26 protein-coding genes are annotated in these 26,797 nt (G+C 54.7%); 17 read left to right on the top strand and 9 right to left on the bottom strand.

What is annotated here, in order from left to right; genetic code table 11:
* Positions 1-88 precede the first annotated feature (88 nt).
* Positions 89-1,210 (bottom strand): branched-chain amino acid ABC transporter substrate-binding protein, encoded by a 1,122-nt coding sequence (locus tag ACOYA6_RS09970; protein WP_039030874.1) that lies wholly within the window; start codon positions 1,208-1,210, stop codon positions 89-91.
* A gap of 420 nt (positions 1,211-1,630) precedes the next feature.
* On the opposite strand from ACOYA6_RS09970, the gene ACOYA6_RS09965 reads away from it, so the two are divergent.
* Entirely contained in the window at positions 1,631-2,299 is a 669-nt protein-coding gene (locus ACOYA6_RS09965; RefSeq protein ID WP_039030873.1) for a YecA/YgfB family protein, read from the top strand.
* A gap of 96 nt (positions 2,300-2,395) precedes the next feature.
* On the opposite strand, the gene tyrP is transcribed toward ACOYA6_RS09965, so the two are convergent.
* From tyrP to yecR, 3 genes are all read right to left on the bottom strand, one after another.
* Positions 2,396-3,607 carry a tyrosine transporter TyrP gene (gene tyrP / locus ACOYA6_RS09960; RefSeq protein ID WP_422654619.1) on the bottom strand — a complete coding sequence of 404 codons (1,212 nt, stop codon included), beginning with the start codon at positions 3,605-3,607 and terminating at the stop codon, positions 2,396-2,398.
* Between the two features lie 298 nt (positions 3,608-3,905).
* Complete coding sequence (gene ftnA / locus ACOYA6_RS09955) at positions 3,906-4,403, bottom strand: non-heme ferritin (RefSeq protein WP_039030871.1); 498 nt, start codon at positions 4,401-4,403, stop codon at positions 3,906-3,908.
* 206 nt (positions 4,404-4,609) lie between these two features.
* On the bottom strand, positions 4,610-4,951 hold the full coding sequence (gene yecR, locus ACOYA6_RS09950; RefSeq protein WP_422654618.1) for a YecR family lipoprotein: 342 nt from the start codon (positions 4,949-4,951) through the stop codon (positions 4,610-4,612).
* Between the two features lie 295 nt (positions 4,952-5,246).
* Between yecR and ACOYA6_RS09945 the strand changes: the two genes are divergently transcribed.
* Positions 5,247-5,885 (top strand): RpiB/LacA/LacB family sugar-phosphate isomerase, encoded by a 639-nt coding sequence (locus ACOYA6_RS09945; protein ID WP_422654617.1) that lies wholly within the window; start codon positions 5,247-5,249, stop codon positions 5,883-5,885.
* A gap of 41 nt (positions 5,886-5,926) precedes the next feature.
* On the opposite strand, the gene ACOYA6_RS09940 is transcribed toward ACOYA6_RS09945, so the two are convergent.
* Positions 5,927-7,348 (bottom strand): MFS transporter, encoded by a 1,422-nt coding sequence (locus ACOYA6_RS09940; protein ID WP_422654616.1) that lies wholly within the window; start codon positions 7,346-7,348, stop codon positions 5,927-5,929.
* Between the two features lie 212 nt (positions 7,349-7,560).
* Between ACOYA6_RS09940 and azuC the strand changes: the two genes are divergently transcribed.
* Complete coding sequence (gene azuC, locus ACOYA6_RS09935; RefSeq protein ID WP_098946254.1) at positions 7,561-7,644, top strand: stress response protein AzuC; 84 nt, start codon at positions 7,561-7,563, stop codon at positions 7,642-7,644.
* A gap of 95 nt (positions 7,645-7,739) precedes the next feature.
* Entirely contained in the window at positions 7,740-7,991 is a 252-nt protein-coding gene (locus tag ACOYA6_RS09930; RefSeq protein WP_422654615.1) for a DUF2766 family protein, read from the top strand.
* Positions 7,992-8,070: 79 nt separating this feature from the next.
* On the opposite strand, the gene ACOYA6_RS09925 is transcribed toward ACOYA6_RS09930, so the two are convergent.
* Both ACOYA6_RS09925 and ACOYA6_RS09920 read right to left on the bottom strand, forming a co-directional pair.
* Positions 8,071-9,414, bottom strand: coding sequence for an anaerobic C4-dicarboxylate transporter (locus tag ACOYA6_RS09925; RefSeq protein ID WP_422654614.1), 1,344 nt, complete (start codon positions 9,412-9,414; stop codon positions 8,071-8,073).
* 170 nt (positions 9,415-9,584) lie between these two features.
* Positions 9,585-10,088 (bottom strand): non-heme ferritin-like protein, encoded by a 504-nt coding sequence (locus ACOYA6_RS09920; protein ID WP_138369372.1) that lies wholly within the window; start codon positions 10,086-10,088, stop codon positions 9,585-9,587.
* A 543-nt stretch (positions 10,089-10,631) separates the two neighbouring features.
* Between ACOYA6_RS09920 and ACOYA6_RS09915 the strand changes: the two genes are divergently transcribed.
* The 6 genes from ACOYA6_RS09915 to otsA all read left to right on the top strand — a co-directional run bounded on the left by ACOYA6_RS09915 (position 10,632) and on the right by otsA (position 17,442).
* Positions 10,632-11,189, top strand: coding sequence for a DJ-1 family glyoxalase III (locus ACOYA6_RS09915; protein ID WP_039030865.1), 558 nt, complete (start codon positions 10,632-10,634; stop codon positions 11,187-11,189).
* Between the two features lie 315 nt (positions 11,190-11,504).
* Positions 11,505-12,494 (top strand): arabinose ABC transporter substrate-binding protein AraF, encoded by a 990-nt coding sequence (gene araF, locus ACOYA6_RS09910; RefSeq protein WP_039030864.1) that lies wholly within the window; start codon positions 11,505-11,507, stop codon positions 12,492-12,494.
* A 68-nt stretch (positions 12,495-12,562) separates the two neighbouring features.
* Positions 12,563-14,077, top strand: coding sequence for an L-arabinose ABC transporter ATP-binding protein AraG (araG, locus tag ACOYA6_RS09905; protein ID WP_138369370.1), 1,515 nt, complete (start codon positions 12,563-12,565; stop codon positions 14,075-14,077).
* A 14-nt stretch (positions 14,078-14,091) separates the two neighbouring features.
* On the top strand, positions 14,092-15,072 hold the full coding sequence (gene araH / locus ACOYA6_RS09900) for an arabinose ABC transporter permease AraH (protein ID WP_039030862.1): 981 nt from the start codon (positions 14,092-14,094) through the stop codon (positions 15,070-15,072).
* Positions 15,073-15,236: 164 nt separating this feature from the next.
* Positions 15,237-16,043, top strand: a complete 807-nt coding sequence (gene otsB / locus ACOYA6_RS09895) for a trehalose-phosphatase (protein ID WP_138369369.1) — start codon at positions 15,237-15,239, stop codon at positions 16,041-16,043.
* A complete protein-coding gene (gene otsA, locus ACOYA6_RS09890) occupies positions 16,018-17,442 on the top strand; it encodes an alpha,alpha-trehalose-phosphate synthase (RefSeq protein ID WP_039030860.1) in 1,425 nt (474 codons plus the stop codon). The genes otsB and otsA overlap by 26 nt, the downstream gene beginning before the upstream one ends.
* A gap of 18 nt (positions 17,443-17,460) precedes the next feature.
* Here the strand turns inward: otsA and uspC are convergent, their stop codons facing one another.
* Positions 17,461-17,889, bottom strand: coding sequence for a universal stress protein UspC (uspC, locus tag ACOYA6_RS09885; protein WP_039030859.1), 429 nt, complete (start codon positions 17,887-17,889; stop codon positions 17,461-17,463).
* A gap of 790 nt (positions 17,890-18,679) precedes the next feature.
* Here uspC and flhD point away from each other — a divergent pair.
* The 6 genes from flhD (at position 18,680) to cheW (ending at position 24,105) form a co-directional block, all read left to right on the top strand.
* On the top strand, positions 18,680-19,030 hold the full coding sequence (flhD, locus tag ACOYA6_RS09880; RefSeq protein WP_039030858.1) for a flagellar transcriptional regulator FlhD: 351 nt from the start codon (positions 18,680-18,682) through the stop codon (positions 19,028-19,030).
* 2 nt (positions 19,031-19,032) lie between these two features.
* Positions 19,033-19,611: a flagellar transcriptional regulator FlhC gene (gene flhC, locus ACOYA6_RS09875; RefSeq protein ID WP_039030857.1), complete on the top strand. Its 579-nt coding sequence runs from the start codon at positions 19,033-19,035 to the stop codon at positions 19,609-19,611.
* Between the two features lie 123 nt (positions 19,612-19,734).
* Positions 19,735-20,622 carry a flagellar motor stator protein MotA gene (gene motA / locus ACOYA6_RS09870; protein ID WP_039030856.1) on the top strand — a complete coding sequence of 296 codons (888 nt, stop codon included), beginning with the start codon at positions 19,735-19,737 and terminating at the stop codon, positions 20,620-20,622.
* The gene (motB, locus tag ACOYA6_RS09865) at positions 20,619-21,548 is read left to right on the top strand and encodes a flagellar motor protein MotB (RefSeq protein WP_422654613.1); all 930 of its coding nucleotides are present in this window, start codon (positions 20,619-20,621) and stop codon (positions 21,546-21,548) included. The genes motA and motB overlap by 4 nt, the downstream gene beginning before the upstream one ends.
* Before the next feature lie 4 nt (positions 21,549-21,552).
* A complete protein-coding gene (gene cheA, locus ACOYA6_RS09860) occupies positions 21,553-23,580 on the top strand; it encodes a chemotaxis protein CheA (protein ID WP_039030854.1) in 2,028 nt (675 codons plus the stop codon).
* Positions 23,581-23,601: 21 nt separating this feature from the next.
* Complete coding sequence (gene cheW, locus ACOYA6_RS09855; RefSeq protein ID WP_032611989.1) at positions 23,602-24,105, top strand: chemotaxis protein CheW; 504 nt, start codon at positions 23,602-23,604, stop codon at positions 24,103-24,105.
* A gap of 423 nt (positions 24,106-24,528) precedes the next feature.
* Here the strand turns inward: cheW and ACOYA6_RS09850 are convergent, their stop codons facing one another.
* Positions 24,529-25,785 (bottom strand): dicarboxylate/amino acid:cation symporter, encoded by a 1,257-nt coding sequence (locus ACOYA6_RS09850; protein ID WP_422654612.1) that lies wholly within the window; start codon positions 25,783-25,785, stop codon positions 24,529-24,531.
* Between the two features lie 448 nt (positions 25,786-26,233).
* Here ACOYA6_RS09850 and ACOYA6_RS09845 point away from each other — a divergent pair, with 448 nt between their 5' ends.
* Positions 26,234-26,785 (top strand): Csu type fimbrial protein, encoded by a 552-nt coding sequence (locus ACOYA6_RS09845; protein ID WP_231568148.1) that lies wholly within the window; start codon positions 26,234-26,236, stop codon positions 26,783-26,785.
* The last annotated feature ends 12 nt before the right edge of the window (positions 26,786-26,797 follow it).

Below are 26,797 nucleotides of genomic sequence, written 5' to 3'. Positions count from 1 at the left end.
CTCGTGTTTCAGGCCGCGGGGGAGGCGGCCCGTTGGTTATAGTGCGTCGGCATGTCGCCATACCGACGTTGAGCGTGATTCCGTCCGGTTACTGCACTTCCTTATATTTACCTTTGTCGTCCCACTGGTACACCACGTAGTCGGAGACTTTCAGGTCACCTTTGCTGTCCCAGGATTTTTTGCCCATCACGGTATCCACCGAATTGGCCTTCAGCCATTCGCTGGCTTTGGCCGGATCGGCGCCGCCAGCGGCTTTAAAGGCCGCAGCAATGGCCTGGATAGAGGCGTAGGAGTAGAGGGTGTAGCCTTCCGGCTCAAACTTGCTGGCGCGGAACTTCTCGATCACCGCTTTGCCTTCCGGGATCAGGCGTGGATCTTTGCCGAAGGTCATGTAGATGCCGTTGGTGTACTGCGCGCCACCGGCGGCGGTGACCATCTCTTCGTTGACGATGCAGTCTCCGGAGAAGAATTTCGCCTGCACGCCCTGCTCACGCATCTGACGCACCAGCGGACCCGCTTCCGGGTGACAACCGCCGAAGAAGACCACGTCCGGCTTCTGGGCGCCAATTTTGGTCACCAGGGCGTTAAAGTCTTTCTCACCGCGCGACAGCCCTTCGTACATCACGTCCTTAACGCCGCGTTTCGCCAGCGCCGCTTTGGTGGCATCCGCCAGACCCTGGCCGTAGGTGTCTTTATCGTGGATGATCACCACCCGTTTGGCTTTCAGCTTATCAATAATGAAATCGCTGGCGACCTGGCCCTGCTGGTCGTCGCGTCCGCACATGCGGAACATGTCGCTCATGCCGCGCTCGGTGATCTGCGGGTTCGTGGAGCCTGGGGTGATAGCCAGCACGCCCGCGTCGTTATAAACCTCGGAGGCCGGCATGGTGGAGGAGGAGCAGAAGTGGCCGACCACGGCTTTGACTTTATCCTGGTCCACCAGACGGTTGGCGACCGAGACGGCCTGTTTCGGTTCACAGGCGTCATCCCCCTGCACCAGTTTGATCTTCTCGCCATTAATGCCGCCCGCGGCGTTGATGTCATCCGCAGCCTGCGTTGCGCCGTGCCAGTACTGATCCCCGTACGTTGCGTTCGGCCCGGTAAAGGGACCCGCCACGCCAATCACGATATCAGCCTGGGCGGAAAACGCCGTGACCAGGCAGCCTGCCATTACAAGAGAAAGAGGACTTCTGATGAATTTCAGCGACATTATTATGTACCTTTTCTGAGTGGTTTTTTGCACGAACCCTGTGTAGCCGAACGCCCTGCGGCGTACCCAATCCAAAAGCATTGCACTAAACGGACTGCACTATACGGACGACAAACTGCAGAAACAGGCGAGGTTTTCTGACGCATCTCCTCGACAGAACAACGTTAAGCAAAATGGTTGCCAGAACGGGCAGCTATTGCCATGTTTCGACAATTTTCAGTATAGAGCGCCGTTTTAAGCCACCCGGCAGCACGAAGTGAAATTCCAGCGGGGATCACATCTCATTAACAACAAAGCACATAAGTTGTGCAACGGTCACGATTTGCGCCGTTTTGCACCAGCATAGCCCGTGCAATTAGCAGGGGAAGGCACGGTTTCTGTGTTACCCTGCACGCGAATCTATTCTGCAGGAGAAGCACCATGACCCAAGGCCCGTTAAACGAAACCGAAATGGAGTGGCTGGAAGAGACCTTAATGACCTACGGTCATGACGACGAGTCCGTTATGGACGTCTCAGAACTCGACGGCATGCTGACCGCGGTACTGTCTGGCCCGATGGTGGTTGAGCCGGATCGCTGGCTGGTGGCGGTATGGGGCGGGGAGAAAAACATTCCGCGCTGGAAGAACGATCGCGAGATGAACCGCTTTATCGATCTCTGCTTCAAGCATATGAACGATATCGCCGAGCGCCTGAGCGACTACCCGGATCAGTTTGAACCGATGTTCGGCATGAACGATGTCGAGGGGCAAACCTATACCGTGGTGGAAGAGTGGTGCTTCGGCTATATGCGCGGCGTGGCGCTGACCGACTGGTCGTCCCTGCCGGAGTCCCTGCGCGCCGATCTGGATCTGATTGCGCTGCACGGTTCCGAAGAGAACTTTGATCGTCTGGATACCTTAACCGAAGAGGAGTTCCAGCAGAGCATTGAGGGCATTCGCCCGGCAGCGCTGCGCCTCTATAACTACTGGATTGCCAACCCGCAAGAGCCGGTCGCTCAGCAGCCGGTGATCAACGGCACCAAAGTAGGGCGCAACGACCCTTGTCCGTGCGGCAGCGGCAAAAAATTCAAGAACTGCTGTCTGCATTAACAGCGCCCATTTCTGCCGGGTGGCGCTTCGCTTACCCGGCCTACAAAACCCTTCGTAGGCCCGCGCAAGCGAAGCGCCGCCGGGCATTAATGCGCTTTATCCCACTTCCGGCAACAGACCCGCCGCAATCCCGAACTGCACGAGGATTATCACGATCCCGCAGGCAAAGACCAGACTGAGCGCAGGCTTACCGCCCGGCACCCGGTAGTCGCCGTCAGGGTGGTGTTTACGGCTTTGCCAGACCAGCAGCGATGGCAACAGCAGTGCCAGTACCGCCAGCGCAACCCCCGCATAGCCCAACGCCATCACAAACCCGCGTGGATAGAACAGAGCAAAGGCCAGCGGCGGCAGGAAGGTGATCGCCCCGGTCTGGATGCGTCCGCTCACCGTCCGGCTGCGCTGGAACAGATCTGCCAGATAATCAAACAGACCCAGCGCCACGCCGAGGAAAGAGGTCGCCAGCGCGAGGTCGGCAAACAGATGCACCGCCAGCTCAACGTGCGGCGACGCAACCACTTCGCGCAGCGCCTGCAGCAGCCCGTTCAGCCCGCTGTGGCTGGCCAGCATCCCCATAAAGCTCGACGAGTTAATGCTGCCGAGCGTTACCAGCTGCCAGAAGATGTAGGCTACCAGCGGAATGGCGCTGCCGGTAATAAAGATCCAGCGCAGCTTACGCACGTTGCCGTTCATATAGCTGACGATGCTCGGCACGCTACCGTGGAAACCAAACGAGGTAAAAATCACCGGGATGGCCGATAGCGCTAACCCTTTCTCCAGCGGCAGCGTCAGTAAGTTGACCTTATGAATGTGCGGCGCAAGCAGCGCCAGCATCACCACGAGGAAAATAATTTTTGCCGAGAACAGGAAGCGGTTAAACAGATCCACCAGCGAGGTGCCGACGCAGACCACGCCCCCGCCAATCAGGGTAAAGAAGATCACGCCAGTAGTAGGGGAGATATCGGCGTTGAACCAGTCGTTGACGCTGGAGGCGATCAGCTCCCCGGCTCCGCTGATATAGGCCGCGGTGAGGGCATACATCAGGAACATCATGCTGAAGCCAGTGATCCACTGGCCGAATCGCCCCAGATAACGCCCGGCCAGCGACCCCAGCCCGGTATCGGCGGGAACGTGCTGATACACCTCAAGCAGCAGCAGGGCGGTATAACACATCAGCGCCCATAGTACGCCCAGTAACACCAGCGTAACGCCAAATCCGACGCCCGCAGCAGCCAGCGGCATCGCCAACATTCCGGCACCAATCGTCGTTCCGGCGACGATAAAAATACTACCCAGCGTTCTGTTCTTCACGTTTTCCTCTAAAACCCAACGTCACGACGACAAAATCTGCGGCGCAGAGTAAGGGAAAAGCGCAGGTTCGTCAAACCGACGTTACAATGCCTGTAAAGTTATTTTTACGAGTTAAATCAGGCGCGGCGGCGATGAAATCCGAACGCGATTACTGCGCCAGCGCAAGGGGAATGGGGGGAACGGGTGGCATTTCTGGCAGCGCGGAAATTTATTCGGCTGGATGCGGGCTTTTTCAACCACGAAAGTAAAATCTGCTGCCATTAATAATAACGCGGCGCCCGATGGCGCCGCATGTATATTAATTTTGTGCGTCGAGCGTCGACAGCTCTTTATCAATAAAGTACAGCCCTTCACCCGATTTACCGGCCAGTGAGAGTTTATCGAGAACGGATTTAAACAGCTTCTCTTCTTCGTGCTGTTCGGCCACATACCACTGCAGGAAATTAAAGGTGCCATAATCCTGGCTGGTCATGGCCGCGTGAACCAGTTCATTAATTTTCTGGGTGATCAGCTGCTCGTGCTCGTAGGTGGCGCGGAACAGTTCGTCCAGCGACGCATACTCTGCGAACGGCGAAGCCACCTGATTGATGCGCGGCAGACTGCCGGTATCGGTAAGATAATCAAAGAGACGCTGCATGTGTGTCATCTCTTCCTGGGCGTGGCGACGCATAAATGCCGCAGCGCCTTCAAAACTGTGATAGCTACACCAGGCGCTCATCTGTTGGTAAAGCAGGGAGGAGTAAAGCTCCAGATTCATTTGCTCATTGAGCTTGTCGATCATTTCAGTTTTAAGCATGGTGTAGCTCCGTTTTATTATTAACAGGTCAACGTGAGCGCCACTATAATTTGTTATTTATTTATTTGCAAAAAGTAAAATAAATATTTGAAAAATTATAATACGAATGGGAATAAAACGCATTGCGGCTATTTTAAATATATTAATGAGAATTATTCTGTTTCGTGTTCTGAATATTATTGCCAGCAGAGACGCTGGCAACAGAATTAGTAATAAGCGGAGGTCGTAACGGCAGGGACGGGGGCATAGCCGTGGCACTGATACTGGATAGTCACGGTTTTATTCAGGCACAGCGAGCCGCTGATCACGCTACAGGTTTCGATCGGCTGACCATAGGCCTGTGCCGTGCTGTATCCCATGGCCTGACATTCGCGGGTTGCCGTGCCACTTGTTACGTAAGCATCATCATAAGAGGTCTGGAACAGTGGCTGACCATAATCGAGCCTGACGACCCCCGAGTTGACATCGACGCTGCTGACTTCAGCCTTGCGGGTGATGCCGCAACCAGCCAGCAGCAGCACCAGTCCGACCGTGCATAATCTCTTCATAGAACACTCTGAATGCGTTGAAATAACCTATACTAGCGCCAGACGCGCAGCGCAATGCCAGGAATAACCACCTGTTCTGTCCCTTCTCTTTGCCACGAGCCTCCGTTTCCTTCAATCCTGTGTCATACGGTTCTGAGCCGGCGGTAAAAACCCTTACGATCGCAAAATTGTGAGCGCATCTTTGTTTTTTGAAACTATTTTTCACTTAATTTGAAAGTGTGTTTGCTTAGTAGTAAGGTTGGTCAGGTAAGCTATTCACAGCGGGTTGCCCCGCATCGCATTCAGGAGACGAAGAATGAAAATTGCACTGATGATGGAAAACAGCCAGGCGCCAAAAAACGCCATCATCCTCAAGGAATTGAACGCCGTTGCTGAAGAGAAAGGTTTCCCGGTTTATAACGTTGGGATGAGCGACGAAAACGATCACCACCTGACCTACATTCACCTGGGGATCATGGCGAGCATCCTGCTGAATTCAAAAGCAGTTGATTTCGTGGTGACCGGTTGCGGTACCGGCCAGGGCGCGCTGATGTCCCTGAACATCCACCCGGGCGTGGTGTGTGGTTACTGCATCGATCCGGCTGACGCCTTCCTGTATGCGCAGATCAACAACGGTAACGCACTTTCCCTGCCATTCGCGAAAGGCTTCGGCTGGGGCGCTGAGCTGAACGTGCGCTTTATCTTTGAAAAAGCCTTCACCGGCCGTAATGGCGAAGGTTATCCGCCAGAGCGTAAAGAGCCTCAGGTTCGTAACGCGGGCATCCTGAACCAGGTTAAAGCGGCGGTGGTGAAAGAGAACTATCTCGACACCCTGCGCGCTATCGATCCGGAGCTGGTTAAAACGGCAGTGACCGGTCAGCGTTTCCAGCAGTGCTTCTTTGAGAACTGCCAGGACAAAGAGATCGAAGCCTTTGTTCGCGGCATTATCGGCTAAGTTGTCAATATCAGTAAAAAGCCAGCTTGCGCTGGCTTTTTTTATGCCTGTTTTCGGGATACCGCGCTGCCGGCATCTTTCACCAGCCGCAGCGTATCCACCATCCCCAGCAGACAGACCAGCGCAATGGCGACAAACGCCAGCCGGAAGCTGATCCCCGGTAGCGATTCCATCCCCAGCAATTCACTGAACAGCTCGCCGATGCGGATCCCGATAGCGCCAAGCGTAATCCCCAGCCCGACCGCCAGCTGCGTCGCGGTGGAGAACAGCGTGTTTGCATAGCTCATCTGCGGCGAAGGCACGTCGGCGAAGGCGAGGGTGCTGATGGCGGTAAACTGAATGGAACGGAACACGCCCCCAAGATAGAGGATCAGCATGATGACCCACACCGGGGTTTGCGGCGTCAGGAAGGCGCAGGCCAGCAGGGCCAGCACGTTCAGCGCGCCGTTAATCAGCAGCAGCTTTTTGAACCCCAGCCCGCGCAGCAGCGGCGTGGTGGCGGGTTTAATGGTCAGGTTGCCGACGAATACCGCCAGCACCAGTAAACCGGAGTGGAACGCGTCCATGCCGAATCCCACCTGAAAGAGCAGCGGCAGCAAAAACGGCACGGCGCTGATGGAGGCACGAAACAGCGAGCCACCAAACATCGTCACGCGAAACGTGGGCACCTGCAGGGCATCGAGGCGGATCATCGGCCACTCGGCGCGTCTGAAATGGCGCAGGGCATAGATCATGGTCACCATCCCGATCGCCAGCAGCGCGAGGGTAACCGTCGTATTCACCTGCTCCGCCCCCATCATCTCCATGGCATACACCAGGCTCACCATGGCAACCGAGGTGGCGATAAAGCCGGGCGTATCGAACGGCCGGCGCGTCTCTTCATAGATATCCGGGATGATGCGCAGCGCCAGCACAATAGCAATCAGCCCCAGGGGGACGTTAATAAAGAAGATCCAGCGCCAGTTGGCGTAGCTGGTAATAAAGCCGCCCAGCGGCGGGCCGATGATTGGCGCCACCAGCGCGGGCCAGGTGAGGGTGGCGATGGCGGTAATCAACAGATGTTTTGGCGTGGTGCGCAGCACGGCAAGGCGACCAACCGGCACCATCAGCGCGCCGCCCATCCCCTGCAGCACGCGCATGGCGACGAACTGATCGACGCTGGTGGCGAGACCGCAGAGCACCGAGGCGAGGGTAAAGATGGCCAGGGCAAGGGTAAAGACCTTGCGGGCACCAAAGCGGTCGGCGATCCAGCCGCTGGCCGGAATCAGCACCGCCAGGGTGATGAGATAGGCGCTGATGCCGATATTGAGATCCACCGCCTGCACGCCAAAGCTCTTCGCCATGTCGGGCAGCGCCGTGGCGATCACCGTACCATCCAGGAACTCCATAAAGAATGCGCCGGCCACTAACAGCGCAGCGGGGGAGATCCCGCTTGCCGCTTTGCCGGAGAGATTTTCGCTCATTTTTCCTCTGCCACTTAAACTTTTTTTTAAAAATTTACAGAAACAAGTTCTCTGCTAACGCCATGAATTCTTTTTATTTTTAATCGGAACACTGTTTTGCTTTAAATAAACTGCCGTGATGAATATCACAAAAAGATTGATTTTTGTGATGCAGGTCATATTATAAGCGCATCAACAATAACACCTGCATAACATTTAGCCGGAGCATAATGATGAAATTGCGCAAAATCCTGAAAAGCATGTTCGAATCCTACTGCAAGACCTTCAAGGACGTACCGCCAGGCGCGATGTTCTGATAAAAAAACCTGCTTCGGCAGGTTTTTTTGTGCCTGTACGCCGCATCAGCGCTGACGTTTTGCTACTATGGCGGCCTTTCAAACAGGAGAAGCCTATGTCTCAAAACCTCAGTGCCGATCAGGAGCTGATCTCTGACGTCGTTGCATGCCAGCTGGTCATCAAACAAATTCTCGATGTGATTGAAATCATCGCCCCCGCAGAGGTGCGCGAAAAGATGTCGAGCCAGCTGAAAAACATCGATTTCGCCAGCAATCCTGCGTCGGCCGACCTCGTCACGCTACGCGCCGTACAGAAAGCCATCGCGCTGATTGAGCTGAAGTTCACGCCGCAGGGCGAATCTCACTAAAATAAACCGACGTTTTGAATTTATAAATGGTTTTGTGAAAATAATGAGAACGGGCGACGAGCGTCGCCCGGCATGACAGTTACATAAAGGTCTTTACCAGCAGATAGCTCATCGCACAGGCACAGCTGACCCCAATAAGCCCCGGCAAAATAAAGCTGTGGTTGATAATGAACCTGCCGATGCGCGTGGTGCCCGAGCGGTCAAAGCCGATGCAGGCGAGATCGCTGGGGTAGGTGGGCAGCACAAAATAGCCGTATGACGCCGGGAAGAAAGCGATCAGCATTTTCGGCTCAATCCCCAGCATTAATCCCATCGGTGCCACCGCCGTCAATGCGGCCGCCTGGCTGTTGACCAGTTTCGACACCAGGAACAGCACTATCGCATAGGTCCAGGGGTGACTTTTCACCACCCCTTCCAGGGCAATCTTCAGCTCCTCCAGATGCGCCTGGAAAAAGGTGTCGCTCATCCACGCCACGCCAAATACCGAGAAGATCGCCACCATCCCGGCCTTAAATACCGCCCCGTTTGAGATGGACGCGGCATTGACCTTGCAGACCATCAGCATCACGGCCCCGGCAATCAGCATCATCATCTGGATCACCAGGTTCATCGACAGCGCCGTCATTTTGCCTTTCACCTCAAAGGCCGGACGCAGCTCGGGCAGGGCACCCAGCAACACCACCACGGCGATACCGGCAAAGAAGATCCAGGTTGACCAGTACGCCTGCTTCGGGAAACGCTCATTCATTAACGTCTCGGTGCTGCCGTAGATGAATTTACGCTGCTCGGGGTCCCGCAACCGGGCCTGAAACTCCTCGTCGTCGGCCAGATCTTTGCCGCGGCGCAAACTCCAGAGAGCGGCAATCGCCACGCCGAACAGCGAGGCCGGAACGGAGATGGCAAGGATTTCCAGAATGCCAAATGCGTGACCAATCCCGTGCTGCGCGGCCAGGATAGACACCAGCGACACCACGGCGACCGAGACCGGCGAGGCGGTGATGGCCATCTGTGAGGCAATAGATGCCACCGCCATAGGCCGCTCCGGGCGGATCCCTTTTTTCAGCGCGATATCGGCAATAATCGGGAACATGGTATAGACCACATGGCCGGTGCCGCACAGGAAGGTCAGCATCCAGGTGGTGAACGGGGCGAGCAGGATGATGTGTTGTGGATGCCGCCGAAGCAGGCGTTCGGCGCACTGCATCATCACGTTCAGCCCGCCGGCGGTTTGTAGCGTGGCCGCACAGCCGATAACCGCAAGGATGGTCAGCATCACATCCACCGGCGGTTTACCGGGCTGCAGACCAAAGACAAAAGTGAGAATAAAAAGGCCAATGCCGCTTATCAGGCCCAGCCCCATGCCACCGAACCGGGTGCCGATTAGCAGGCACAAAATAATGACCAGAAACTCAACGGTAATCATGCGTATCCCTCGTGTAAGAATGCAAAATTTTGCAAATCATTACACGAAGAAGGGTTATTCGATGGGAGCCAGATCTGATTTGTTAAAATTCATAAAAAGCAAAGAGTTGGCAACGTTTTTTTAACGAAAATACCCGGCACAGGGCCGGGTATTAAGCAGGATATGCAGGATTAATGATGCTGGTAGTTTACAACGTTAAGCAGGTGACGATCGGTCTGCTCAAGGCCCATGCCGGTGCGGCGCGCCTGGCGAACTTCTTCGAGGATGGTTTTCAGTAATACGCCATCCTGCAGCTGATCTTTTTCAATGTCATTCAGGAAGTTGAGCGTGGAGATGTCCTGCATTTTCCGCGCTTCATCGGTTAACTGATGAAGCGTCTGGCAGCGTTGCTCGTACTCTTCCAGGGTGCGCTGGAAAACGGCTTCCAGGCAGGTGCAATATTCATCCGACATATCCACTGGCTTCAGAACCGGCATCGCGCCAGATTGTTTCAGAAAATCAAAAACGCGCATCATCTGCGTGACGTTGCTCTGCGCCTGGGTTCGCAGGAAGGTTGCGGAACCATTTAGCTTATGTTCTGAACACCAGTCGCTGAGATGCAAGTAGAGGTTTGATGCGTGAAACTCAAGGTTCATCTGTGTGTTGAGCTTGTTAATCATATCCGAGACTGCCATAACTATTCCCTTATCTTCGTTTATGTAACCTGGTAAATCATCAGCGTTAATGATAGTTCACCACAGAATAAAGTTATTCTGTTCTCCGTGTATGTGATCCGATATTCATTTCTGGCACCGGCTGAATTCATAATATCAGCCGTGCGCTTATAAGAAAATCCTTATAAATATATCCTTACTAAACCTTACCTTTCATCAGGAAATTAAAATAGTTTAAGAGAATGACATGACCAACCGGATGGTAAAAATAATTAAATGCTTGAAATTTATGTATTTATTGCTAATTAACCCTATGTGGTTATTCACATTATTTGGGGATTTATTTGATTATTCGCAGAATTGTGCTTAGCAGACATATGAACCTTAATTAACATGCGTGAGATGGGATAATTCTGATGATTAATTTCTTTTTACACCTACTGAAAATTGCGCGAGATCATTTTCGCAGGAAATAGTGCGTAATGTGATCCAGCAAGGAGTTTAACGCTCTGCTCTCTGTGAAAATGAAACGTTGTTTTATGTTTTTATCAAACGGAGTTCATCATGGCAAAAGTTGCGGTGCTGCTGGCACCCGGATTTGAAGAGGCGGAAGCGATTATCACCATTGATATCCTGCGCCGTCTCCACATTGAGGTAGAAACCCTGGCCTGCGCCGAGTCGCGCGCGGTAGTGAGCTACCATGATATCCCGATGGTCGCGGACAGCACCCTCAATGAAAAAATAGACAGCTACTATGACGCCGTCGTGTTACCGGGCGGGCCGCAGGGCAGCGTGAATCTGGCCGCCAGTGCCGACGTGGTGCGTTTTGTCGCGGCCCATGACGAAGCGGGCAAATTCATCGCCCCCATCTGTTCTGCAGCTGCACGCGTGCTGGGCGGAAATGGCCTGCTGAAAGGCCGTCGCTACGTCTGCTCGGGCGATCTCTGGCAGGATATCCATGACGGCGAGTACGTTGATGCTCCGGTGGTGGAAGATGGCAACCTTATCAGCGGCAAAGGCCTGGGCCATGCCTTCGACTTCGCGCTGACCCTCTCTGCACGCCTGCTGGGCGATGAAACCCCGGTGCGCGATCACGCCGAACACATCTATTATCCCTGGTAACAGAACGCCGGGCGCCAGCGCGCCCGGATCACAAGGATATCTTAGCTAATCTTATGGACTAATCTGCTTTCACCCTTTCTAATTGTCCGACAAATACCCGCATAGTTATGTCATTTTTCGCTGAATGTATGTACGCAATTACTGTAATTCTGCGGTGTGATGGCGCTCTCTTATGGATGATTAATTTCCCGCTAAAACTATCTCAAGCAAACGCGCTTCCTGCATGTCTGGCGCTAATGCCTTGTTTTAAGTCCGATTAAACCAATTTGAGTTGTTTTTCCCCTACAAATTAGAACGCTAAAGCTGGAGTTAACCATGCACAAATTTACTAAAGCGCTGGCGGCCATCGGTCTGGCTGCCGTTATGTCACAATCCGCTATGGCGGAGAACTTAAAGCTCGGTTTTCTGGTGAAGCAACCGGAAGAGCCTTGGTTCCAGACGGAGTGGAAATTTGCCGACAAAGCCGGGAAGGATTTGGGCTTTGAAGTGATAAAAATTGCCGTGCCGGACGGTGAAAAAACGCTGAACGCCATCGACAGCCTGGCAGCCAGCGGCGCGAAAGGGTTTGTCATCTGTACTCCGGACCCAAAACTGGGCTCCGCCATCGTGGCGAAAGCGCGCGGCTATGACATGAAAGTCATCGCGGTGGACGATCAATTCGTCAACGCCAAAGGCGCGCCGATGGATACCGTCCCGCTGGTGATGATGGCGGCGACCAAAATCGGCGAGCGTCAGGGCCAGGAACTGTATAAAGAGATGCAAAAACGCGGCTGGGACGTGAAAGATACTGCGGTGATGGCGATCACCGCCGACGAACTGGATACCGCGCGTCGTCGTACCACTGGCTCGATGGATGCCCTGAAAGCGGCCGGCTTCCCGGAAAAACAGATCTACAAAGTGCCAACCAAATCTAACGACATCCCGGGCGCCTTCGACGCAGCTAACTCCATGCTGGTGCAGCACTCTGAAGTGAAACACTGGCTGGTCGTCGGGATGAACGACAACACCGTGCTGGGCGGCGTGCGCGCCACCGAAGGCCAGGGCTTCAAAGCCGCTGACGTCATCGGTATCGGCATCAACGGCGTGGATGCGGTGAGCGAACTGTCTAAAGCTCAGGCTACCGGTTTCTACGGCTCCCTGCTGCCAAGCCCGGACGTACACGGCTATAAATCCAGCGAAATGCTTTACAACTGGGTCACCAAAGGTGCCGAGCCTGCGAAATTCACCGAAGTTACCGACGTGGTGCTGATCACCCGTGACAACTTCAAAGCAGAGCTGGAGAAAAAAGGACTGGGCGGTAAGTAATTTACTGTGATTGTGCCCCCCGCAGTCGCGGGGGGCCAGACGTTCACTACTCGATCCTCGGAGACGTTATGCAACAGTCTGCACCCTATCTCTCTTTTCGCGGCATCGGCAAAACCTTTCCCGGTGTCAACGCGCTGACCGACATCAGCTTTGACTGCTACGCCGGTCAGGTTCATGCCCTGATGGGGGAGAACGGCGCCGGAAAATCCACGCTGCTGAAGATCCTCAGCGGCAACTACGCCCCCACCACGGGCACCCTGGCGTTGCAGGGCAAAGAGGTGGCCTTCGCGGATACCACCGCCGCGCTGAACGCCGGTGTCGCCATCATCTACCAGGAGCTGCATCTGGTGCCGGAGATGACCGTGGCGGAAAACATCTATCTTGGGCAGCTTCCCCATAAAGGCGGGTTCGTTAACCGGTCGCTGCTCAACTATGAAGCCGGTCTGCAGCTCAAGCACCTTGGGCTCGATATTGACCCGCAGACCCCGCTCAAATACCTCTCCATTGGCCAGTGGCAGATGGTGGAAATTGCCAAAGCGCTGGCGCGCAATGCCAAAGTCATTGCCTTTGATGAACCGACCAGTTCGCTGTCGGCGCGTGAAATCGAGAACCTGTTCCGCGTGATCCGCGAGCTGCGTAAAGAGGGGCGCATCATTCTGTACGTGTCGCACCGTATGGAAGAGATCTTCGCCCTTAGCGACGCGATCACCGTCTTTAAAGATGGCCGTTATGTTCGCACCTTCACCGATATGCAGCAGGTCAACCACGACCAGCTGGTGCAGGCGATGGTGGGACGCGAGCTGGGTGATATCTATCACTGGGAGCCGCGCCAGTACGGCGGCGAGCTGCTGCGCCTCGACGAGGTGAAAGCCCCGGGCGTGCGCACGCCGATCAGCCTCACCGTGCGCAGCGGTGAAATCGTCGGCCTGTTCGGACTGGTGGGGGCAGGGCGCAGCGAGCTGATGAAAGGGCTATTTGGCGGCACCCGCATCACCGGAGGACGGGTGTTTATCGACGGCGAGCCTGTCGACATTCAGAAACCGGCCCACGCCATTCGCGCCGGGATGATGCTCTGCCCGGAAGACCGTAAAGCCGAAGGGATCATTCCGGTGCACTCGGTGCGGGACAACATCAATATTTCGGCCCGCCGCAAGACCATTCGCGCCGGATGTCTGATTAACGACACCTGGGAGGTCAGCAATGCCGATCACCACATCCGTTCCCTCAATATCAAAACGCCGGGGGCGGAACAGCTGATCATGAACCTCTCCGGCGGTAACCAGCAGAAAGCCATACTTGGCCGCTGGCTGTCGGAAGAGATGAAGGTGATCCTGCTTGATGAACCCACCCGCGGTATCGACGTGGGGGCCAAGCACGAAATCTATAACGTAATTTATGCCCTGGCAAAACGCGGCGTGGCGGTGCTCTTCGCCTCCAGCGATCTGCCGGAAGTGCTGGGCGTGGCCGACCGTATCGTGGTGATGCGTGAAGGGGCCATTGCCGGTGAACTGCTACATGAACAGGCGAATGAACAGCAGGCGTTAAGCCTCGCCATGCCTAAAGTCAGCCAGGCTGTCGCCTGAGTAAGGAGAATAAGATGTCCTCTGTCACTACATCCGGAGCGCCGAAGTCGGCCTTCAGCTTTGGGCGGATCTGGGATCAATACGGCATGCTGGTGGTGTTTGCCGTGCTGTTCCTCGGCTGCGCTATCTTTGTTCCTAACTTCGCCACCTTTATTAATATGAAGGGGCTGGGCCTGGCGATCTCCATGTCCGGGATGGTCGCCTGCGGGATGCTGTTCTGCCTGGCTTCCGGCGACTTCGACCTGTCGGTCGCCTCGGTTATCGCCTGTGCCGGTGTCACTACCGCCGTGGTCATTAACATGACCGAAAGCCTGTGGATTGGCGTGGCGGCGGGGCTGCTGCTCGGCGTGCTCAGCGGGCTGGTGAACGGCTTCGTGATTGCGCGTCTGAAAATCAACGCCCTGATCACCACCCTTGCCACCATGCAGATTGTGCGCGGCCTGGCCTACATCATCTCTGACGGTAAAGCGGTGGGGATCGAAGACGAGCGCTTCTTCACCCTCGGCTATGCTAACTGGTTCGGGCTGCCAGCACCCATCTGGCTGACCGTCGGCTGCCTGATTATCTTTGGTTTCCTGCTGAACAGAACCACCTTTGGCCGTAATACCCTGGCGATTGGCGGTAATGAAGAGGCGGCGCGTCTGGCGGGTGTTCCGGTGGTACGTACCAAGATCATCATCTTTGTACTGTCCGGTCTGGTGTCGGCGGCGGCAGGGATTATTCTGGCCTCGCGTATGACCAGCGGACAGCCGATGACCTCCATCGGTTATGAGCTGATCGTTATCTCTGCCTGCGTATTGGGTGGTGTATCGCTCAAAGGCGGCATCGGAAAAATCTCATATGTGGTAGCGGGGATCCTGATCCTGGGGACCGTTGAGAACGCGATGAATCTGCTGAACATCTCCCCGTTCTCCCAGTACGTGGTACGTGGCCTCATCCTGCTGGCGGCGGTGATCTTCGACCGTTACAAACAAAAAGCGAAGCGTACCGTTTAACCGTTTTTTCCTTCCTTTCCAGACCTAACTTTTAAGTGTAGCCCCCCTTTCCAGCCGTAGCGGGAAGGGGGTGTCAAATGGCGAGCCCCGTCACACTGTCTATACTTACATGGCTACTGAGATGTTAACAGTTTTTCATCTCGCCAACTGTAAGGAGGATCAGGGTGGCCGATACGTTAACTTCACCGCCTGTATTATCAGAAAACGTTGCGTACTTTTTTGACCTCGACGGGACCCTTGCCACCATCAAGCCGCATCCCGATGAGGTAGTGGTTCCCGCAGAAGTACTCCAGGCATTGAATCAGCTGGCACAGCTGAATGAAGGGGCACTGGCATTGATATCAGGGCGTTCAATGGACGAGCTGGACAAGCTCGCCGGACCTTACCGTTTCCCCCTTGCCGGTGTACACGGGGCGGAGCGCCGCGACATCCATGGTCATTCGCAATCCGTTTCACTCCCTCCGGATCTGATCCAGACGCTGCATGCGCAGCTGACGACGGCGCTTTTGTATATGCCTGGCACCGAACTTGAAGCCAAAGGGATGGCATTTGCAATCCACTACCGTCAGGCCCAGCAATATGAGCAGAATATTTTCGCGCTGGCGGAACAGATTGTGCACGACAACCCGCAGCTGTCGCTCCAGCCGGGTAAATGCGTGGTCGAAATTAAACCGAGGGGGATCCACAAAGGCGAGGCTATCTCGACCTTTATGCATGAAGCACCTTTCCTCGGCAGAACGCCGATTTTCTTTGGTGATGACCTCACCGATGAGCATGGCTTTGACGTTGTGAATCAGCTTAAAGGGGTATCTGTAAAGGTCGGCGCAGGTGAGACCAAAGCCAGCTGGCGGCTGGCAACGGTACCTGACGTCTGGCAATGGGTAATAAAAGCCGCTAACCATCAACAAGAACAACAATTAGCGCAAATTAACAGGAGAAAACCTTATGGGTCGCTTGATCGTAGTTTCTAACCGCATCGCTCCCCCGGATGATAAAAAAGCCAGCGCAGGTGGCCTGGCCGTTGGGGTGCTGGGGGCGTTAAAAAGTACGGGTGGGCTCTGGTTTGGCTGGAGTGGGGATATCGGTGATGAGGATAAACCGCTAAAAAAGGTGACACGCGGGAACATCACCTGGGCCTCGTTTAATCTGAGTGAACAGAATTACGACGAGTATTACAGCCAGTTCTCCAATGCCGTACTGTGGCCAGCGTTTCACTATCGCCTGGACCTGGTGAAGTTTAAACGCGAAGCCTGGGAAGGGTACCAGCGGGTCAACGGCCTGCTGGCCGATAAACTGCAGCCGTTAGTCAAACAGGACGACGTGGTGTGGGTGCACGACTACCATCTGCTGCCGTTTGCCGCAGAGCTGCGCAAGCGCGGCGTCAACAACCGGATTGGCTTCTTCCTGCATATTCCGTTCCCGACGCCTGAGATCTTCAACGCGCTGCCGCCGGGTGATGAACTGCTCGAACAGCTTTGCGATTACGATCTGCTGGGCTTCCAGACCGAAAACGACCGTCTGGCCTTCCTCGACTGCGTCGCCAGTAAAACGCGGCTGACCGCTCATGACGACGATTCACACTCCGCATGGGGTAAGCGTTTTCGCACCGAGGTCTATCCCATCGGCATCGAACCGGACGACATCGCTACCCAGGCATCCGGGCCGTTACCCCCTAAACTGGCTCAACTTAAAGAAGAGCTCAAGAACGTAAAAAACATCTTTTCCGTTGAGCGTCTGGACTATTCAAAAGGGCTCCCGGAACGTTTTCATGCCTATGAGACGCTGCTGGAAAAATACCCCGAGCACCACGGTAAGATCCGCTATACCCAAATCGCGCCAACCTCCCGTGGCGAGGTGCAGGCCTATCAGGACATCCGTCATCAGCTTGAAACCGAAGCCGGCCGCATTAATGGTCGTTACGGCCAGCTGGGCTGGACGCCGCTCTTCTACCTGAACCAGCACTTTGAGCGCAAAATCCTGATGAAAGTGTTCCGCTATGCCGATGTCGGGCTGGTGACGCCGCTGCGTGACGGCATGAACCTGGTGGCGAAAGAGTACGTGGCGGCGCAGGATCCGGCCGACCCGGGCGTGCTGGTGCTGTCGCAGTTTGCCGGTGCGGCCAATGAGCTGACCTCGGCGCTGATCGTCAATCCGTACGACCGGGACGACGTGGCCAACGCGCTGCATCGCGCGCTGAATATGCCGCTCACCGAGCGTATATCGCGTCACGCGGAGATGATGAAAGTGATCCGTGAAAATGACATCGACCGCTGGCAGGCCCGCTTCATTGAGGATTTGAACCAGATTACTCCCCGCAGCGTGGAGAGCAATCTGCAAAAAAAGGTCGCAACCTTCCCTAAACTGGCCTGATATATTCCACTCAGCGTTTTATTCTGCGCTGAGTGGAATTAAAAGCACGTCAACTTGAGCATTGTTGATTATTGTTTTCGCGGAACAGGCTGCGCGCGAGAAAAAACTGTGGTTATGATTTCCGCATATCACTAAATCTATATTCTGCTTTTGACATATATCACTTATCTGCTCGCTTAATTCTCCCGTTGCGCATACTGTTTGCGCGATGGGATATTCTGCACGGGTAATAAGGTCCTCGAGAAATTGTCTGGTTTCTTCCTGTAATACGCCACGAATATCTTCCAGCATCGGTGCTGCCAGTTGATTATACATCTCCGGTTCGGCCATCAGCGTGACCACCGTGATACGCGCCTGCGTTGGCCTGGCGATGGCGACCGCTTTGGCAACCAATTGATGACTTTCGGGAGAAACCGAAACAGAAACAAGGATATGGGAATAGCTCATTTTACCCACCTTCAGTGTGTGGTTAAGGCACATACTTCAGCATTAGCGCGATTGCTTTTTTTGCGCAAGAGCCAAAGGTGACATTAGTGTGATGCTTATCATAATTATTCATTAATTATTCTTATGCAATGAATAGGGCAAGGCTTGCATAAACGTCCAAAATGCGCTCACTTAACGTAAATCATACAATTTAAGTCTGCAAATTCTAAACAAAATTCCCGCGAACCCTTCAGCTGTTGAATGGTAACGTAAAGCAATTACTTCAATCATTTATCTTCGTAAAGCTATGTTTTTATGGAAATAAACAAAGTGTTTCTGTGATAGATATATCCTCGGTTGTTACAAATTTGTGTTATGTCAATAACCAGCAAGTAACATGCCGTCTTAGTTCATACTTCTGCATGAATATTCGGGGCTGAAGAATATATTCTTCGCTTAATCGCTCATAAAACAGCCAAATTAGAAGGAGTGCTGATGGATTTTTGGTTCGAATTCACTCAAATTATGTGATCTGCGTCACATTTTTTTTAAATTTCAGGCAGGGCCACATTGTATGTCCTACACCGGACGGGTAAAGTTGCCGCGAATTAGGAAAAATCTTAGTTAATTGTAAGAAGTGATAAATGTGTAAGAGACAAACTTTGTTTTTCTTGACGTGATTCATCGATACAAAACTTAATTCAACTATGCGTTTTAGCCTTTTCTTTTTTTTTACCGGGGTTTTCCCGGCGACATCACGGGGTGCGGGTCGACCGCACAAGAAATTAAAGTGTTATTCGGGAAGGGATAAATGAACACATCCGAATTGCTAAAACACATTTATGACATCAACCTGTCATATTTATTGCTTGCACAACGTTTGATTAGCCAGGATAAAGCCTCCGCGATGTTCCGGCTGGGCATTCAGGAAGAAATGGCCACAACGCTTGGCGGTTTAACACTGCCGCAGATGGTGAAACTCGCTGAAACTAACCAGCTGGTTTGCCAGTTCCGTTTTGACAATCACCAGACCATTACGCAGCTGACCCAGGAATCCCGCGTGGATGACCTGCAACAGGTTCACACCGGCATTCTGCTTTCTACCCGTTTGCTTAACGAAATCAGCCAGCCTGATGACGTAGCCCGTAAGAAAAGAGCATAAAAATGAGTGAGAAGAGCATTGTTCAGGAAGCGCGTGACATTCAACTGGCCATGGAACTGATTACGCTTGGTGCTCGTTTGCAGATGCTTGAAAGCGAAACCCAGCTGAGCCGTGGTCGTCTTATCAAACTCTATAAAGAGTTACGTGGCAGCCCGCCGCCAAAAGGCATGCTGCCATTTTCTACCGACTGGTTTATGACCTGGGAGCAAAATATCCATGCTTCCATGTTCTGTAATGCCTGGCAGTACCTGCTCAAAACCGGCTTGTGCAGCGGCGTTGATGCGGTGATTAAAGCCTACAAGCTTTACCTCGAGCAGTGCCCGCAGCCTGAAGAAGGTCCTCTGCTGGCCCTGACCCGCGCATGGACGCTGGTGCGTTTTGTAGAGAGCGGACTGCTTGAGCTGTCTCGCTGCAACTGCTGCAGCGGTAACTTTATCACCCACGCGCATCAGCCTGCCGGCAGCTTTGCCTGCAGTTTGTGCCAACCACCGTCCCGAGCGGTAAAAAGACGTAAACTTTCCCGGGATGTTGCCGATAGTAATCCACAACTGCTGGATGAACAGATCGAACAGGCTGTTTAACCCGAACCTGTGGGCAAGATTCCAGCAGCGGTAAGAGATTACCGCTGCTTTTTTTTGCCCCGCGGGTGGGTAAACCCCCGAACTCTGTCTCCTGGCTAAAGTCACTAGCGGAAGGATGATGTCGTGCTTATCGTATTAGGTTACCTGGTAGTTCTCGGTACAGTTTTCGGCGGTTACATGATGACCGGCGGGCACCTTGGGGCACTCTATCAACCGGCCGAACTGATTATTATCGGTGGTGCAGGGGTGGGGGCGTTTATCGTTGGCAACAACGGCAAGGCGATCAAGGGAACGTTAAAAGCGTTGCCGTTACTGTTCCGTCGTTCGAAATACACCAAAAGTATGTATATGGACCTGCTGGCGCTGCTCTATCGCCTGATGGCCAAGTCGCGTCAACAGGGGATGTTCTCCCTCGAACGCGATATTGAAAATCCGAAAGAGAGCGAGATCTTCGCCAGCTACCCGCGCATTATCGCCGATAAGATGATGCTCGAGTTTATCGTCGACTATCTGCGTCTGATCATCAGCGGCAACATGAACACCTTCGAAATCGAAGCGTTGATGGATGAAGAGATCGAGACCCACGAGAGCGAAGCCGAAGTCCCGGCCAACAGCCTGGCGATGGTGGGCGACTCCCTGCCGGCGTTCGGTATCGTGGCGGCGGTCATGGGGGTAGTACACGCCCTGGCCTCGGCGGATCGTCCGGCGGCAGAGCTGGGGGCACTTATCGCCCACGCGATGGTGGGAACCTTCCTCGGGATCCTGCTGGCGTACGGTTTTATCTCTCCGCTGGCCAGCGTATTACGCCAGAAGAGCGCCGAAACCACCAAAATGATGCAGTGCGTGAAGATCACGCTGCTCTCTAACCTCAACGGTTATGCCCCGCCGATCGCGGTCGAGTTTGGTCGTAAAACCCTCTATTCCAGCGAGCGTCCGTCGTTCATTGAACTCGAAGAACACGTGCGCGCGGTGAAGAACCCAAACCAGCAGACGAGCACTGAGGACGCATGAAAAACCAGTCCCATCCCATCGTCATAGTCAAAAAGCGCAAGCATAAAGGGCACGGGGGCCATCACGGTGGCTCCTGGAAAATCGCCTACGCGGACTTTATGACCGCGATGATGGCGTTCTTCCTGGTGATGTGGCTGATCTCTATCTCCAGCCCGAAAGAGCTGATTCAGATCGCAGAATATTTCCGTACCCCGCTGGCCACGGCGGTCTCGGGTGGTCCGCGCATCTCCAACAGCGACAGTCCGATCCCGGGCGGTGGAGATGATTACACGCAGAAGCAGGGCGAAGTGAAGCGCGAGCCGAACATCGACGAGCTGAAAAGACGCATGGAGCAGAGCCGCCTGAAAAAAGTGCGTGGCGACCTGGATCAGCTGATCGAGGCAGATCCGAAACTGCGCGCCCTGCGTCCACACCTGAAGATCGATTTAGTCCAGGAAGGTCTGCGCATTCAGATTATCGACAGCCAGAACCGTCCGATGTTTAAAACCGGCAGCGCCGATGTGGAGCCTTACATGCGCGACATCCTGCGTGCGATTGCGCCGGTGCTGAACGGGATCCCGAACCGAATCAGCCTTTCCGGTCACACCGATGACTTCCCTTACGCCAGTGGCGAAAAAGGGTACAGCAACTGGGAGCTCTCCGCGGATCGTGCCAACGCATCCCGTCGTGAGCTGGTGATCGGCGGGCTGGACGATGGCAAAGTGCTGCGCGTCGTCGGCATGGCGGCAACCATGCGCATGACCGACCGCGGGCCGGAAGATGCCATCAACCGTCGTATTAGTCTCTTAGTGCTCAACCAGCAGGCGGAGCAGGCCATCCTGCATGAAAACGCCGAAAGCCAGAATGAGTCACTGGATGATTTAAAACAGCCAGGCCCTGAGCCTTCGGCTGCCGTTCCAACATCGCCACCAGCCAATCCGAGGTGATAGCGTGAGCATGGATATTAGCGATTTTTACCAGACGTTTTTTGATGAAGCCGACGAACTGTTGGCGGATATGGAGCAACATCTGCTGGATCTGGTGCCTGAGGCGCCGGATTCAGAGCAGCTTAACGCCATATTTCGTGCAGCTCACTCCATTAAAGGGGGCGCCGGTACGTTTGGCTTTACCATTTTGCAGGAGACCACCCATCTGATGGAGAACCTGCTTGATGAAGCCCGACGCGGTGAGATGCAGCTCAATACCGACATTATTAACCTGTTTTTGGAAACGAAAGACATTATGCAGGAACAGCTCGATGCCTATAAAAGCTCGGAAGAGCCGGACGCTGCCAGCTTTGAATACATCTGCAACGCGCTGCGTCAGTTAGCGCTGGAAGCCAAAGGCGAAACGGCAGCCGTTGCCGTCAGCCCGGCAAAACTGAGCGTTGTGGATGCTGCCCCGGTGGCCGCACCTGCCGCTGACGACCGCCTGCGGGTGGTGCTGTCCGGTCTGAAAGAGAGCGAAGTTAACCTTCTGGAAGAAGAGCTGAGCAATCTCGCCACCCTGAGCAACGTGGTGAAAGGCAAAGACACGCTGGCGGCTAACCTCGACGGCGGCATCAGCAAAGATGACGTGGTCGCGGTACTCTGTTTTGTCATTGAACCTGAGCAGATCGACTTTGAAACCGTGACCGATGCCCCGGTGGCCGAGGCGGTGGAAGAGGCTGAAGTGGTGGCTGCTCCTGCGGTACCGGCTGTTGCACCTGCCGCGCCGGCGCTGAAAGCCGTGCCGGGCGAATCCGCCGCGCCAAACCGTAGCGAGCGCGAAAAGCCGGCCGCACGTTCCAGCGAATCGACCAGTATCCGCGTGGCCGTTGAAAAGGTGGATCAGCTGATCAACCTGGTGGGCGAACTGGTGATCACCCAGTCGATGCTGGCCCAGCGTTCTAACGAGCTGGACCCGGTCAACCATGGGGATCTGATCACCAGCATGGGCCAGCTGCAGCGCAACGCCCGCGACCTGCAGGAATCGGTGATGTCCATCCGTATGATGCCGATGGAGTACGTCTTCAGCCGCTTCCCGCGTCTGGTGCGCGACCTCGCCGGTAAGCTCAACAAGCAGATTGAACTGACCCTGATGGGTAGCTCCACCGAGCTGGATAAGAGCCTGATCGAGCGCATTATCGACCCGTTAACGCACCTGGTGCGTAACAGCCTTGACCACGGGATCGAACTGCCGGAGAACCGTGTAGCGGCAGGGAAATCCCCGGTCGGCAACCTGATCCTCTCTGCGGAACACCAGGGCGGTAACATCTGCATCGAAGTGACCGATGACGGCGCGGGCCTCAACCGCGAGCGCATCCTGGCAAAAGCGATTTCCCAGGGGATGGCGGTCAGCGAAAACATGACCGATGAAGAAGTGGGCATGCTGATCTTCGCCCCGGGCTTCTCCACCGCTGAGCAGGTGACGGACGTCTCCGGGCGCGGCGTGGGTATGGACGTGGTGAAACGTAACATCCAGGAGATGGGCGGCCACGTTGAGATCAAATCGAAGCAGGGTTCAGGTACTACCATCCGCATTCTGCTTCCGCTGACGCTGGCGATCCTCGACGGGATGTCGGTAAAAGTGGCGGACGAAGTGTTCATCCTGCCGCTGAATGCGGTGATGGAATCACTCCAGCCGCGTGAAGAAGATCTGCATCCGCTGGCAGGCGGTGAGCGCGTGCTGGAAGTGCGTGGCGAATACCTGCCGCTGGTCGAACTGTGGAAAGTGTTTGACGTGGACGGCGCCAAAACCGAAGCCACGCAGGGGATTGTGGTCATTCTGCAAAGCGCAGGTCGCCGCTATGCGCTGCTGGTCGATCAGCTGATTGGTCAGCATCAGGTGGTGGTGAAGAATCTCGAGAGCAACTACCGCAAAGTACCTGGCATTTCAGCCGCCACCATCCTCGGCGATGGTAGTGTGGCGCTGATCGTCGATGTTTCGGCGCTTCAGGGATTAAATCGTGAACAACGTATGGCGCACACAGCCGCCTGATTCAGTTAAGAAGGTAAAAAAATGACCGGTATGAGTAATGTAACCAAGCTGGCCGGCGAGCCATCAGGGCAGGAATTCCTGGTTTTCACCTTAGGTGACGAAGAATACGGTATCGATATTCTGAAGGTGCAGGAGATCCGCGGCTATGATCAGGTGACCCGCATCGCCAACACGCCCGATTTCATTAAAGGCGTGACCAACCTGCGTGGCGTTATCGTGCCCATCGTCGACCTGCGCGTGAAGTTCAGCCAGGGCGACGTCGAGTATGATGACAACACGGTGGTGATCGTGCTCAACCTCGGCCAGCGTGTGGTCGGGATTGTGGTTGACGGCGTGTCCGACGTGCTCTCCCTCACCGCCGAGCAGATCCGCCCGGCGCCGGAGTTTGCCGTTACCCTGTCCACCGAATACCTGACCGGTCTGGGAGCGCTCGGGGACCGTATGCTGATTCTGGTGAATATTGAGAAGCTGCTGAACAGCGATGAGATGGCGCTGCTGGATGTGGCGGCGAGTCACGTTGCCTAGGTAAACGCAAAACAGCAACGCAGTCTGTAGGCCGGGTAAGGCGTAGCCGCCACCCGGCTTTTTTATTGCACGGCGTAGCCTTCTGCATCAACGCCCGGCGGCGCGACGCTTGCCGGGCCTACGGTTCCAGCGCTGCCTGAATATGGCACGGGTGTTGAGTCCCCGCTGAAATCGGCGAACCGGAGACCGGATGCCAAGGGCTGGACGCCAGGGATGGCGGCCAGAGGCGAATCGAGACAGGATGTCGAGTTGAGCCGACCGCAGGCGTCAGGTCGGGAGGTGAGCGTAGTGCGAAGCACCGATTTCGTCGCGGGGCCGCGGGGATTGATAAGGGGGCCGCGGTGGCCCCCTTATCACGTTCACAGGTTCCGGAACGTCATATTCTGCTAAAGATAAGGTGAACGGAACCTTTCCAACGATCCATCAAACTTCCTGCCCGACCAATTCACCGTCCTCCAGCAACCCCTCATTCTGCGCCAGCATCGCCGTCGCCACGCCGTTCCCCAACACGTTAATCGCTGACCGCCCCATATCCAGGAAGTGATCGATCCCCATCAACAGCAGGATCCCCGCCACCGGAATATGGAAGCTCGGGATCGTCGCCGCCAGCACCACCAGCGCCGAGCGCGGTACCCCGGCAATCCCTTTTGACGCCAGCATCAGGGTTAACATCAGCACGGTGATTTCTGAGAAAGTCAGGTGAATATTGTAGGCCTGGGCGATAAACATCGAGGCAAACGAGCAGTAAACCATCGACCCGACGAGGTTAAACGAATAGCCAATCGGCAGCACAAACGAAACGATATTGCGCGAGCAGCCAAAGCGGGTCAGCTGCTCCAGCGTTTTCGGGTAGGCCGCTTCTGAACTGCTGGTGGTGAAGGCCACCAGCACCGGATCTTTCAGCATGCTCACCAGACGGAAAATCTCGTTTTTCAGCACCATATAACCCACCGCCAGCAGCACCAGGCAGGTGAGAACGATCGCCAGATAATAACCGCCGATAAACGAGGCGTAATTCAGCAAAATCCCCAGCCCCTGGGTGGCAATCACCGAGGAGATGGCGGCAAAGATCGCCAGCGGCGCAACGTACATCACGTAGCCGGTCACTTTGAGCATGATGTGAGAAACCACGTCCAGCGCGGCCACCAGCGGGGCGTTGAATTTCTCGCCGAGCGAAGCGCCAGCAATGCCAAAGAACATCGAGAACACCACAATCTGCAGGATCTCGTTATTGGCCATCGCTCCGGCAATGCTGGTGGGGATGGTATGGGAAAGAAAACCTTTCAGGGTCATGCCGCCGGTGGCAAGCCCGGTCTCTACGGTACCGGCTGGGATCGCCAGGTTCAGGCCGCTGCCCGGATGGAGCAGGGTGACAATAAACAGACCGACCAGGATGGAGAGCACTGAGGAGCTGATAAACCAGACCATCGCTTTACCGCCCACGCGGCCAATGGTGGCGGTCTCGCCCAGACGCATAATCCCCACCGTCAGGGTGCTGAACACCAGCGGGGCGATCACCATTTTGATCAGTCGTAAAAAGATGTCAGTCAGTAACGTAATGTTGTCTGACCAGGCCGAGATTGCATCCGCTGACGCATACTCATGAATCATTGCGCCGGACAAAATGCCCGCCAGCATAAAGATCACGATAAAGACCGTGAGTCTGTTTGCACTTGCCACCAAAATTACCCCGATTTTAATAAGTTAAAATGAATTTGCTGATTTCTCTCTTTTTTATTATTCAGCGCATGAATATATCCGTTAGCTAAATTGAAGTAATTTCCGGGCTATTTCAATAATTTTTTAATATTTATAAGTTTTGTTGCTAACTTCGATGGCGATATATTGTGATGAAGGTCACATTTTAAGCAATATATCTTCCCGTTTTGCTTAGATATACGGAGAAGTAATTTCTTACTCAATTGTTTTAATTAGTAAATTTATGTCAATACGGTAAAAGTATGAGAGGGGCCGTGAAAAGTGGTTGAGCAACGAACCATAAACTAAATTTCACAATAACCACCCGGACAGCAGCATGATGGGTGCTAACAGTCTGAGCGTTATCAGAAAACGGTGATAACCCCATGTGACATGTTCCGGAGGGCAACAAATGAATAAACAACTCCTGATGCTGTTAGGCGGCGGTCTTCTGGCAGTGGCGTCCGGCAATACCCAGGCCGTCACCAGCAGCGGCACCATTGGCGCAACCTTAACGTTGACCAACGGCTGCCTGATTAACGGCTCGCCGACTCAGGATGGCATTAACTTCGGTACCCTTGATTTTGGTACCCATCCGGCCACCTTTTCCACGCTGACCACCCAGCTCACCGGGGCCAGCGGCGGGAACACCTTCACGATCCAGTGCACCACCGCCAGCTACACCGTCGCCATCACCGGCAACACCAACTCTACGGCGCCCGGCACCGTGGTCGGCACGCCTGGCACCCCCGCGCGCTATCTGGTGAATACGGCGAATACCGGCCAGGGCGTGGCCTACAGCCTGTTCAGCGACGGTGGGTTTAACAACGTCATCGCCAACAACGCGCCGCTGCCGGTGACTTCCACCGCCGGAGGCGTCGACAGCTACACCCTGTACGGGCGCATCACCGGCGGGGGCAACAGTGTCACCGTGGTGCCCGGCACCTACACCGACACCATCAACGTCAGCGTCACCTATTAGCGTCAGCACGTT

The sequence above is a fragment of the Leclercia barmai genome (assembly GCF_049312895.1).
GTDB classification, from domain to species: Bacteria; Pseudomonadota; Gammaproteobacteria; order Enterobacterales; family Enterobacteriaceae; genus Enterobacter; species Enterobacter barmai.
Note: the sequence above shows the minus strand (reverse complement) of the source record. Positions and strands in the feature narration are given on the sequence as shown.

Coding starts and splice junctions, on each gene's coding strand:
- ACOYA6_RS09970 (WP_039030874.1), bottom strand. CDS start 1,210: ATGTCGCTGAAATTCATCAGAAGTCCTCTTTCTCTTGTAATGGCAGGC.
- ACOYA6_RS09965 (WP_039030873.1), top strand. CDS start 1,631: ATGACCCAAGGCCCGTTAAACGAAACCGAAATGGAGTGGCTGGAAGAG.
- ftnA (WP_039030871.1), bottom strand. CDS start 4,403: ATGCTTAAAACTGAAATGATCGACAAGCTCAATGAGCAAATGAATCTG.
- yecR (WP_422654618.1), bottom strand. CDS start 4,951: ATGAAGAGATTATGCACGGTCGGACTGGTGCTGCTGCTGGCTGGTTGC.
- ACOYA6_RS09945 (WP_422654617.1), top strand. CDS start 5,247: ATGAAAATTGCACTGATGATGGAAAACAGCCAGGCGCCAAAAAACGCC.
- ACOYA6_RS09940 (WP_422654616.1), bottom strand. CDS start 7,348: ATGAGCGAAAATCTCTCCGGCAAAGCGGCAAGCGGGATCTCCCCCGCT.
- azuC (WP_098946254.1), top strand. CDS start 7,561: ATGAAATTGCGCAAAATCCTGAAAAGCATGTTCGAATCCTACTGCAAG.
- ACOYA6_RS09930 (WP_422654615.1), top strand. CDS start 7,740: ATGTCTCAAAACCTCAGTGCCGATCAGGAGCTGATCTCTGACGTCGTT.
- ACOYA6_RS09925 (WP_422654614.1), bottom strand. CDS start 9,414: ATGATTACCGTTGAGTTTCTGGTCATTATTTTGTGCCTGCTAATCGGC.
- ACOYA6_RS09920 (WP_138369372.1), bottom strand. CDS start 10,088: ATGGCAGTCTCGGATATGATTAACAAGCTCAACACACAGATGAACCTT.
- ACOYA6_RS09915 (WP_039030865.1), top strand. CDS start 10,632: ATGGCAAAAGTTGCGGTGCTGCTGGCACCCGGATTTGAAGAGGCGGAA.
- araF (WP_039030864.1), top strand. CDS start 11,505: ATGCACAAATTTACTAAAGCGCTGGCGGCCATCGGTCTGGCTGCCGTT.
- araG (WP_138369370.1), top strand. CDS start 12,563: ATGCAACAGTCTGCACCCTATCTCTCTTTTCGCGGCATCGGCAAAACC.
- araH (WP_039030862.1), top strand. CDS start 14,092: ATGTCCTCTGTCACTACATCCGGAGCGCCGAAGTCGGCCTTCAGCTTT.
- otsA (WP_039030860.1), top strand. CDS start 16,018: ATGGGTCGCTTGATCGTAGTTTCTAACCGCATCGCTCCCCCGGATGAT.
- uspC (WP_039030859.1), bottom strand. CDS start 17,889: ATGAGCTATTCCCATATCCTTGTTTCTGTTTCGGTTTCTCCCGAAAGT.
- flhD (WP_039030858.1), top strand. CDS start 18,680: ATGAACACATCCGAATTGCTAAAACACATTTATGACATCAACCTGTCA.
- flhC (WP_039030857.1), top strand. CDS start 19,033: ATGAGTGAGAAGAGCATTGTTCAGGAAGCGCGTGACATTCAACTGGCC.
- motB (WP_422654613.1), top strand. CDS start 20,619: ATGAAAAACCAGTCCCATCCCATCGTCATAGTCAAAAAGCGCAAGCAT.
- cheW (WP_032611989.1), top strand. CDS start 23,602: ATGACCGGTATGAGTAATGTAACCAAGCTGGCCGGCGAGCCATCAGGG.
- ACOYA6_RS09845 (WP_231568148.1), top strand. CDS start 26,234: ATGCTGTTAGGCGGCGGTCTTCTGGCAGTGGCGTCCGGCAATACCCAG.